General features: G+C 71.9%; 9 protein-coding genes. 2 read left to right on the forward strand and 7 right to left on the reverse strand.

Going from position 1 to position 8879, the window contains the following annotated elements; translation table 11 throughout:
• From AOK11_RS25280 to AOK11_RS25300, 5 genes are all read right to left on the reverse strand, one after another.
• Positions 1-1260 (reverse strand): beta-ketoacyl-[acyl-carrier-protein] synthase family protein (locus AOK11_RS25280; protein ID WP_055596031.1); only part of this gene is annotated, 1260 nt, incomplete at its 3' end.
• A 137-nt stretch (positions 1261-1397) separates the two neighbouring features.
• Positions 1398-1646, reverse strand: a complete 249-nt coding sequence (locus AOK11_RS25285; RefSeq protein WP_004988657.1) for an acyl carrier protein — start codon at positions 1644-1646, stop codon at positions 1398-1400.
• 103 nt (positions 1647-1749) lie between these two features.
• Positions 1750-2751 (reverse strand): ketoacyl-ACP synthase III, encoded by a 1002-nt coding sequence (locus tag AOK11_RS25290; protein WP_055596032.1) that lies wholly within the window; start codon positions 2749-2751, stop codon positions 1750-1752.
• A 22-nt stretch (positions 2752-2773) separates the two neighbouring features.
• Positions 2774-3718, reverse strand: a complete 945-nt coding sequence (locus tag AOK11_RS25295; protein ID WP_055596033.1) for an ACP S-malonyltransferase — start codon at positions 3716-3718, stop codon at positions 2774-2776.
• Between the two features lie 89 nt (positions 3719-3807).
• A complete protein-coding gene (locus tag AOK11_RS25300; RefSeq protein WP_055596034.1) occupies positions 3808-5013 on the reverse strand; it encodes a PucR family transcriptional regulator in 1206 nt (401 codons plus the stop codon).
• Positions 5014-5108: 95 nt separating this feature from the next.
• Here AOK11_RS25300 and AOK11_RS25305 point away from each other — a divergent pair, with 95 nt between their 5' ends.
• On the forward strand, positions 5109-5777 hold the full coding sequence (locus tag AOK11_RS25305; RefSeq protein WP_055596035.1) for a pirin family protein: 669 nt from the start codon (positions 5109-5111) through the stop codon (positions 5775-5777).
• Between the two features lie 414 nt (positions 5778-6191).
• On the opposite strand, the gene AOK11_RS25310 is transcribed toward AOK11_RS25305, so the two are convergent.
• A complete protein-coding gene (locus tag AOK11_RS25310) occupies positions 6192-6743 on the reverse strand; it encodes a hypothetical protein (protein WP_055596036.1) in 552 nt (183 codons plus the stop codon).
• 169 nt (positions 6744-6912) lie between these two features.
• Here AOK11_RS25310 and AOK11_RS25315 point away from each other — a divergent pair, with 169 nt between their 5' ends.
• A complete protein-coding gene (locus AOK11_RS25315) occupies positions 6913-7572 on the forward strand; it encodes a TetR/AcrR family transcriptional regulator (protein WP_079035071.1) in 660 nt (219 codons plus the stop codon).
• Positions 7573-7584: 12 nt separating this feature from the next.
• Here the strand turns inward: AOK11_RS25315 and AOK11_RS25320 are convergent, their stop codons facing one another.
• Positions 7585-8610: an SMP-30/gluconolactonase/LRE family protein gene (locus AOK11_RS25320; RefSeq protein WP_055596038.1), complete on the reverse strand. Its 1026-nt coding sequence runs from the start codon at positions 8608-8610 to the stop codon at positions 7585-7587.
• Between the last annotated feature and the right edge of the window lie 269 nt (positions 8611-8879).

The raw sequence follows: 8879 nt of genomic DNA on the forward strand, positions 1-8879 counted from the left end.
GAACGCCAGCACCACGTTGTGCCCGCCGAACCCGAACGAGTCGTTGAGGGCGGCGATGCGGCCCTCGACGGGCAGCTTGCGCGCCTCGCCGCGGACCACGTCCGCGTTCGCCTCGGCCTCGGGGTCGATGGTGTCGATGTTGATGGTCGGCGGAGCCACCCGGTGGTACAGCGCGAGCACCGTCGCCACCGACTCCACGCCGCCGGCGCCGCCGAGCAGGTGCCCGGTCATCGACTTGGTCGCGGAGACCGCCATGTGGTCCACGTCGTCGCCGAAGACCTTGCGCAGCGCCTTCAGTTCGGCGATGTCACCGGCCGGCGTCGAGGTGGCGTGCGCGTTGACGTGCACGATCTCGGACGGGTCCAGGTCGGTGGAGTCCAGCAGGTGCTGCAGGGCGTGCGAGATGCCGCGGCCCTCCGGCTCCGGCTGCACGATGTCGTGGCCGTCGGCCGAGATGCCCTGGCCGACCGCCTCCGCGTAGACGCGGGCGCCGCGCGCGGCGGCGTGCTCGGCGGACTCCAGGACGATCACGCCCGCGCCCTCGCCGAGGACGAAGCCGTCCCGGCCGACGTCGTACGGCCGCGAGGCGCCCTGCGGGTCGTCGTTGTTCTTGGACATCGCCATCATGTTGCCGAACGCGGCGATCGGCAGCGGGTGGATCGCCGCCTCCGTGCCCCCCGCGACGACGACGTCGGCGCGGCCGGAACGGATCATCTCGATGGCGTAGCCGATGGCCTCCGCGCCCGAGGCGCAGGCCGAGACGGGGGTGTGCACGCCCGCCTGGGCGCCCACGAGCAGGCCGACGTTGGCCGACGGGCCGTTCGGCATCAGCATGGGGACGGTGTGCGGGGAGACGCGGCGGACGCCCTTCTCCTTCAGCACGTCGTACTGGTCGAGCAGGGTCGTCACGCCGCCGATGCCGGAGGCGATGACCGTGCCGAGCCGCTCCGGGGCGACGTTCGGGTCCTCACCGGCCCTGCCCTCGAAGCCTGCGTCGGCCCATGCCTCCTTGGCCGCGACCAGCGCGAACTGCGCCGAGCGGTCCAGGCGGCGGGCCTGCGGCCGCGGGATGGTCTCGGTGGGTTCCACGGCCACGGGGGCCGCGATACGGACCGCCTGGTCGGCGGCCCACTCCTGGGTCAGGGGCTTGACTCCGGAACGTCCGGCGACCAGACCCTCCCAGGTCGAGGCCGCGTCGCCACCCAGCGGTGTGGTTGCGCCGATACCGGTGACGACCACGGTGCGATTGGTCGAGCTCATCGGAATTCTTTCTCCAACGGATACGAGGATTCGTACGGCGCCACCGTCGGGTGGCGGGGCCGGGGACTCCCGGCCTCGGTCCTTCCGTCCGGGGCGTGCCGGACCCGGCATGCCCCGGACGGAAGGACCAGCAGCGCTCAGGCCTGGTGCTTGAGGATGTATTCGGTCGCGTCGCCGACGGTCTTGAGGTTCTTGACGTCGTCGTCCGGGATCTTGACGTCGAAGCGCTCTTCGGCGGCGACGACGACCTCGACCATGGACAGCGAGTCGACGTCCAGGTCGTCGGTGAAGGACTTGTCCAGCTGGACGTCCTCAACCGGGATGCCGGCGATCTCGTTCACGATCTCCGCGAGACCGGCGACGATCTCTTCCTGAGTGGCGGCCATGATGGCGCTCCTTCGCTGTGATTCCTGAGGGTGTGGCGCCCGCCGCGACAGCGGCGGGTGGTGCGGTTTTCCGTGTCGGATCGAATGATCCGGCACGGAGTGCCTAAGGGAGAGTAACGACCGTTGCGGCGTAGACGAGACCCGCCCCGAAGCCGATGACGAGCGCGGTGTCGCCGCTCTTCGCCTCGCCGGTCGCCAGGAGCCGCTCCATCGCGAGCGGGATCGAGGCGGCCGAGGTGTTGCCGGTGGTGCGGATGTCACGGGCGACCGTGACGTGCTCCGGCAGTTTGAGGGTCTTCACCATCGAGTCGATGATCCGCACATTGGCCTGGTGCGGGATGAAGACGTCCAGCTCGTCCGAGGTGATCCCGGCCGCGTCCAGCGCCTGCTGGGCGACCTTCGCCATCTCGAACACGGCCCAGCGGAACACCGCCTGGCCCTCCTGCGTGATCGCGGGGAACTTCTCGACCTCGCCGTCGCGGTAGTCCGTCCACGGCACGGTCTGCTTGATGACCTCGGACTTGTCGCCCTCCGAGCCCCAGACCGTCGGGCCGATGGCGGGCTCCTGGGAGGGGCCGACGACGACCGCGCCCGCGCCGTCACCGAACAGGAAGGCGGTGGCCCGGTCCTCCAGGTCGGTCAGGTCGCTCAGCCGCTCCACGCCGATGACGAGCACGTATGCGGCGGAACCTTCCACCACCATGCTCTTGGCGAGGGTGAGGCCGTAGCCGAAGCCGGCGCAGCCCGCCGAGATGTCGAAGGCGGCGGCCTTGTTCGTGCCCAGCCGGTCGGCGATCTCGGTGGCGATGGCCGGGGTCTGCTGGAAGTGCGACACGGTCGACACGACCACGGCACCGATCTGCCCGGCTTCGATGCCGGCGTCCGCGATCGCCTTGCCGGATGCCTCGACCGACATCACCGCGACCGTCTCCTCCGGCGACGCCCAGTGCCGCGTCTCGATGCCGGAGCGCGAGCGGATCCACTCGTCGGACGAGTCGATCGTCTCGAGGATCACCTCGTTCGGCACGACCCGGGTGGGCCGGTAGCCGCCCACACCCAGGATGCGCGCGTACGGAGCGCCCTTACTGGGCTTGATCTTCGCCATGCGGATTCTGCTCCTAAGGGCGTCAGGCGTGCTCTGCGACGAGCTCGCGGGCGGCGTCGAGGTCTGCGGGGGTCTTCAGCGCCAGCGTCGTGACGCCGGGCAGCGCACGCTTGGCGAGGCCGGTCAGGGTCCCCCCGGGGCAGACCTCGATCAGCGCGGTCACCCCGAGTTCCTTGAACCTCTCCATGCACAGGTCCCAGCGCACCGGGTTCGCCACCTGGCCGACCAGGCGCTCCAGCACCCCGGCACCGGTCGCGACCGTCGCACCGTCCTTGTTCGACACGTAGGTGACCTTCGGGTCGCCCGGCGTCAGGTCCTCGGCCGCCTTCGCCAGCGTGTCGACCGCGGGGCCCATGTGGTGCGTGTGGAAGGCGCCGGCCACCTTGAGCGCGACGACCCGGCGCACGCCCTCCGGCTTGTCCGCCTCCAGCGCGGCCAGCTGTTTCTTGGTGCCGGCCGCCACGATCTGGCCCGCGCCGTTGATGTTCGCCGGGGTCAGCCCCAGCTTCTCCAGGTGCGCCACGGTGACGTCCGGGTCGCCGCCGAGCAGCGCCGCCATGCCGGTCTCGGTGATCGCGGCGGCGTCGGCCATGGCCAGGCCCCGCTTGCGGACCAGGCTCAGCGCGGCCGTGTCGTCGAGGACACCCGCGAACGCGGCCGCGGTGAACTCGCCGACGCTGTGACCGGCGACCGCGCCGGGCGCGATCCGTGCCACCGCCGAGGCGGCGTCGTCCGTACCGGTACCCAGCGCCGAGACGGACAGCAGCCCGGCCGCGACCAGCAGCGGCTGGGCGACGGCCGTGTCGCGGATCGCGTCCGCGTCGGCCTCGGTGCCGTAGTGGGCGAGGTCGAGTCCGATGGCGTGGGACCAGGCGGCGACGCGGTCCGCGGCACCGGGAAGGTCGAGCCATTCAGTCAGGAAGCCGGGCGTCTGAGCGCCCTGGCCGGGAGCGACGAGTACGAGCACTCTCACACTCTCTCTTGACGACGGCCGAAGCCGCCCGTGAGGACAAGGACGAAGAACACGAGGGGGTTTTGTGGAACCCCGACAAGAGGTTAGAGCTGAAGATCGCCGTCGACCAGACGCCCCAGGATCAGCGCGACCCGCAGTGTGAACGCAGAGCGTACATCGGAGGGTGACCAGCCGGTGACGTCTGTCACACGTCGGAGCCGGTAACGCACGGTATTGGGGTGCACGAACAGCATCCGAGCGGCCCCTTCGAGGCTGCTCGCCTGCTCCAGATAGACGCTGAGCGTCTCCAGCAGCGCGGCCCCGGTCTCCTCGAGCGGTCTGTAGATCTCCTCCACCAACTGTTCGCGGGCCGCGGTGTCACCGGCGATCGCCCGCTCCGGCAGCAGATCGTCGGCCAGCACCGGACGCGGCGCGTCCTGCCAGGCGGAACACGCCTTCAGGCCCGCCGCGGCGGCCTGCGCGGACCGGGTCGCCGCCTGGAGGTCCGGCACCACCGGACCCGCCACCACCGGGCCCTGCGCGTACGGCCCGATCAGCGACTTGGCGACGGCCAGCGGATTGTCGCTGCCGCCCGCGATCACCACCAGCCGGTCCCCGAGCACCCCCGTCAGCACCTGGAGCTTGGCGTGCCGGGCGGCCCGCCGGATCGCCTCCACGGTCAGCTCCGAGTCGCCGTCGGGCGCGGTGCCCAGCAGCACGCACACATGCTCCGGCGAGTTCCACCCCAGGGCGGCGGCCCGCGACACGGCACCCTCGTCGGCCTCGCCGCTGAGCACCGCGTTCACGACCAGCGACTCCAGCCGCGCGTCCCAGGCGCCCCGCGCCTCGGCCGCCTGCGCGTACACCTGAGCCGTCGCGAACGCGATCTCCCGCGCGTACACCAGGAGCGCCTCGCGCAGCACCGACTCGTCGCCCGGCGCGGCCACCTCGTCGATGGCCGTCTCCATGACCTCGATGGTGGTGCGCACCATCTCCACGGTCTGCCGCAGCGTGATGGCCCGGGTCAGCTCGCGCGGCGCGGTCCCGAAGACGTCGGTGGAGATGGCCTGCGGCGCCTCGGGACGCCGGAACCACTCGGTGAAGGCGGCGATGCCCGCCTGGGCGACCAGCCCGATCCAGGAACGGTTCTCCGGTGGCATCGCCCGGTACCAGGGCAGCGTCTCGTCCATCCGCAGGATGGCCTGCGCGGCGAGATGGCCGGACGACTTCTCCAGTCGCTTCAGCGTCGCGGGATGCGGGTGGGCGGGGCCTGCCGGGGTTGCGGGCTTGCTGGTTTCGGGTTCGGGCACGGTGACAAGACTGCCTCATCCGGACACCGGAACGTGTCGGCGGGTCTCGCGCGGGGCCGCCCACCGGAGCCCCGGGGGCTCGCGCCGGGGCTACCGTGGACCGCGTGACGGACGTACGGCGCGCGCACGAGCGCTTCCAGGGCGGCGATCCGGCGGCCGGGATCGAGAGCCGGCACGCCTTCTCCTTCGGCCCGCACTACGACCCCGACCACCTGCGCTTCGGCGCGGTGATCGCCTGCAACGAGGAGCGGCTCGCCCCCGGCGCCGGCTTCGACGAGCACCCGCACAGCCACACCGAGATCGTGACGTGGGTGGTGGAGGGCGAGCTGGCCCACCGCGACTCCACCGGCCACGAGACCGTGGTCCGCCCCGGCGACGTCCAGCGCCTGAGCGCCGCCTCCGGCGTACGGCACGTGGAACGCAACGACGGCCCCGGACCCCTGACCTTCCTCCAGATGTGGCTGGCCCCGCTGGAGCCCGGCGGCGACCCCTGCTACGAGGTCGTCCGCGGCATCGCCGACTCCACCCCGTACGCCCTCCCCGAGGCGGGCGCCATGCTCCACGTCCGCCGGCTGACGGCGGGGGAGCGCACGGCGATCCCGGACGCGGCGTACGTGTACCTCCACGTCGTGCGCGGTGAGGTGACCCTGGACGGCGAACGGCTGACCTCGGGCGACGCGGCCCGCCTCACGGACGCCGAGGGCATCGTGGCGGTCTCGGAGACCGCGTCCGAACTCCTGCTGTGGGAGATGCGGCGCGCCTGACAGGGGTCCGACGGCGGAGGAGGCCATCGATCAGCCGGTGGTCGGGCCGAGGCGCCAGTCAGCCGTCGCCGCTGCCTCGACCGCCACGTCGGCGACGCGCACCACGCCCTGGAAGCCCGGCTGACGCAGGATGCCGGCCTGCCCGGAGTGGATCCGGTCCGCAGACGGCGTCTCGGCCTTCGAGGCGAGGGTGCTGTCGGCGGCTCGGGTGGTGTCCCACGATGCGGTGTAGCTGAAAAGCGTGAGCAGTCAGCAGACAACTGTCACTTGGGTGCCCAAATGAGCGGAACCTGGGCAGTTGCGGCCGAAGTGCTCACGCTTTTCGGGCCTTCCACGCCACCGGACGGGACACCATCGTGGTGTGCCATGAGCCGATCAACCTCCCGGCGTCGGCGAACGGGGGCGTTGTGGTCCTCATCGTCCCAAGTGGGGGTGCGCGCAGGCGCGCCGTTGTCGCCGTGTGCGTGCCATGGCGTAAGTCCGCAAGTCTTCGGACAGGTGTGATCTGCGCAGACGCCGACTGCGCAGCAGCCTGTGCCAGTCCGCTCGGGTGTCGTGCATCAGCTGCCAGTGGAAGTAGTTGACGTACTCGGCCAGAGCCAGCCCGTACAGGACCAGGCCCGGGACCCGTGCCACTCCTGGCTGTCCCGTGAGGGAGGTGGCGATCACTACGAGGCCGACGGTCAGACCCGCCGCACACACCGAACGGAGCCGGCGGAATGCCGCGATCAGCGGCGGGCGGGGCAGAGCGTCACGCAGTTGACGCAGCTTCACCGCCCAGTATCCGGCGCCTATGAGCAGATGTCCGGTCGCCAATACGTACCCGGTTGTGTTCGCCGCGGTGGCCGGGGCGTCGAGGGATACGAACACGACCCAGCCGATCAGGGGGATGTTCGCCAGCTCCAGCGCAGCCAGGGTGCGCAACCGTGTGGCAAGCGCCGCCCGGGAGCGTGTCAGGGACGTCATGCCCTCAGGATGGCGTACGCCCTCGGCCCTGCGGTCAGCGACCCTGGTCGCTCAGGCCTGCGCGAGTTGCCCGGCTTGCCCGGCGGTGGGAACCATCCGGCCGTAGCACTGGAGGGGCGACGCGGACCGAGGCGGCGGTGCCGAGCGAGCACTGCCGTACTCTGCCGGGATGACGCACCACCCCGTGCCGGACCGGCCGCGGCCCGCGAGTGAGGGGCGCCGGCCGGCGAGTGAGGGGCGGCAGGCCGTGGGTGAGGAACGCCGGCCCGCCAACCACGGGCCCAAGGCCGCCGCCCGCAACCGCGCCGCGCTGGTCGCCGCCGCCCGGGAGATCTACGCGGAGCACGGCCTGGACGCCCCGCTGTCCGCGATCGCCCGCCGCGCCGGCGTCGGACAGGGCGTCCTGTACCGGCACTTCCCGGACCGGGCCGCCGTGACGACGGCGGTGCTGGAGGAGAACGTCCGCCAGGTCGAGCAGGCGGCCGCGGCCGAGGACGCCACCTTCGCCGGCGTGCTCGGTGTGCTGACCTGGCACCTGAAGGAGTCGGCCGCGTTCATCGGCCTCCTGCACGCCGACGCATCGGACCGCCGCTCCGGCATCCGCGCGCACGCCCTGGCCCTGTCCCGGCGGGTCGAACGCGCCCTGCGCGCCCACCTGCCCGACGACGGCGGTCACCGGCCGGTCGCGGCGGACGATCTCATGCTCGCCGTCGCCATGGTCTCCGGCGCCGTCACCGGCCCCTCCCACGAGGAACGGGAGCGCAGGGCGCTGGCGGCTTGGCGGCTCCTCGGCGTCGAGGTGGGACCGGTGCGGCCCTTCTCAGGGTGAAGTCGGTCGCCGTCAGCCGCCGTTGGACTGCCGGGTGCCCTTCGCCAACGCGTCGAAGGTGTACAGGTAGCCGCCCGCGGGCCCGCTGACGGTCATGTACGCCTTGGTCCCGCCGGGCGTGATCGCCACGTTCGTCGCCGACTCCAGGCCCTCGGCGGCGCGCGCGGGCACCTCGACGGTCGCCAGGCGCTCACCGTGCCGGTCGTACACGACCATCGCGGGCCGGCCGTGCAGCGCCTGGTAGAGGTTGCCGTCCGCGTCCACGGCGATCGAGTCGGTCTGCGCGATCCCGCCGTCGACCCGGATGGCGGTGTGCCGGGCCGTGACCCCGCCCTTCGCGCCGACGGGGAGGTAGGAGATCCGGTTCTCCGTCAGCTCGCTGAACCACAGGCCGCGGTACTCCGCGTCGAAGGAGACCCCGTTCGTCGCGGCGAGGCCGTCGGCCAGCACGGTGGCCTCCTCGCCGTCGCGGTCGATCCGCACCACCCGGCCGAGCGTCTTGCCCTCGGTCAGACCGCGCGAGTCGCTGACGTACAGGTTGCCGTCTTCGTCGAAGGCGATGTCGTCGGGGTTCATCCGTGCCCTGTCGACCTCGCCGGAGAAGAAGGTCCGCAGGTCGCCACCGTCGGCGTCGAGGCTCACGACCTCGCCGTGCGCGAAGTCGGTCAGGTAGAGCCGTCCGTCGTACGGGCTGAACTGCGCCGAGGTGTACGCCCCGCGCCCGTCGGTGTGCACCGCACGCTTCGTCTTCTTCCGGACGTCGACGCGCATCACCTTCGGCTCGCCCTCGGGCGCGGTGACGTCGACGACGAACAGACCGCCGTCCGCACCGAAGGTCGGCCCCTCCAGCAGCGTCATCCCGGTCTGCTCGTGCACCTCGGTCAGCCGCATCACCTGCTGCGCGCGGATCGTCCGGTCCGCTCCGGGCGCACCGGCGGTCCGCTCGCCGGTGCCACCGCTCTGCGTACCGCATCCGGCGAGGGCGAGGGAGCCGAGGGCGGCGAGCACGGCGAGGGAGCGGAGGGGGAGTCGTCGCATGGGGGGTCACTCTTCCTGTCGGCTGTGTGGGGGATGTTCGCCAGCTCCAGCGCAGCCAGGGTGCGCAACCGTGTGGCAAGCGCCGCCCGGGAGCGTGTCAGGGACGTCATGCCCTCAGGATGGCGTACGCCCTCGGCCCTGCGGTCAGCGACCCTGGTCGCTCAGGCCTGCGCGAGTTGCCCGGCTTGCCCGGCGGTGGGAACCATCCGGCCGTAGCACTGGAGGGGCGACGCGTACCGAGGCGGCGGTGCCGAGCGAGCACTGCCGTA

The sequence above is a fragment of the Streptomyces hirsutus genome (assembly GCF_001418415.1).
Taxonomy (GTDB): Bacteria; Actinomycetota; Actinomycetes; order Streptomycetales; family Streptomycetaceae; genus Streptomyces; species Streptomyces hirsutus.

What these genes read in the sequence shown, in the direction of transcription:
- AOK11_RS25320 (WP_055596038.1), bottom strand. Translation starts at nt 8,610, where the DNA reads ATGCGACGACTCCCCCTCCGCTCCCTCGCCGTGCTCGCCGCCCTCGGC.
- AOK11_RS25310 (WP_055596036.1), bottom strand. Translation starts at nt 6,743, where the DNA reads ATGACGTCCCTGACACGCTCCCGGGCGGCGCTTGCCACACGGTTGCGC.
- AOK11_RS25290 (WP_055596032.1), bottom strand. Translation starts at nt 2,751, where the DNA reads ATGGCGAAGATCAAGCCCAGTAAGGGCGCTCCGTACGCGCGCATCCTG.
- AOK11_RS25315 (WP_079035071.1), top strand. Translation starts at nt 6,913, where the DNA reads ATGACGCACCACCCCGTGCCGGACCGGCCGCGGCCCGCGAGTGAGGGG.
- AOK11_RS25285 (WP_004988657.1), bottom strand. Translation starts at nt 1,646, where the DNA reads ATGGCCGCCACTCAGGAAGAGATCGTCGCCGGTCTCGCGGAGATCGTG.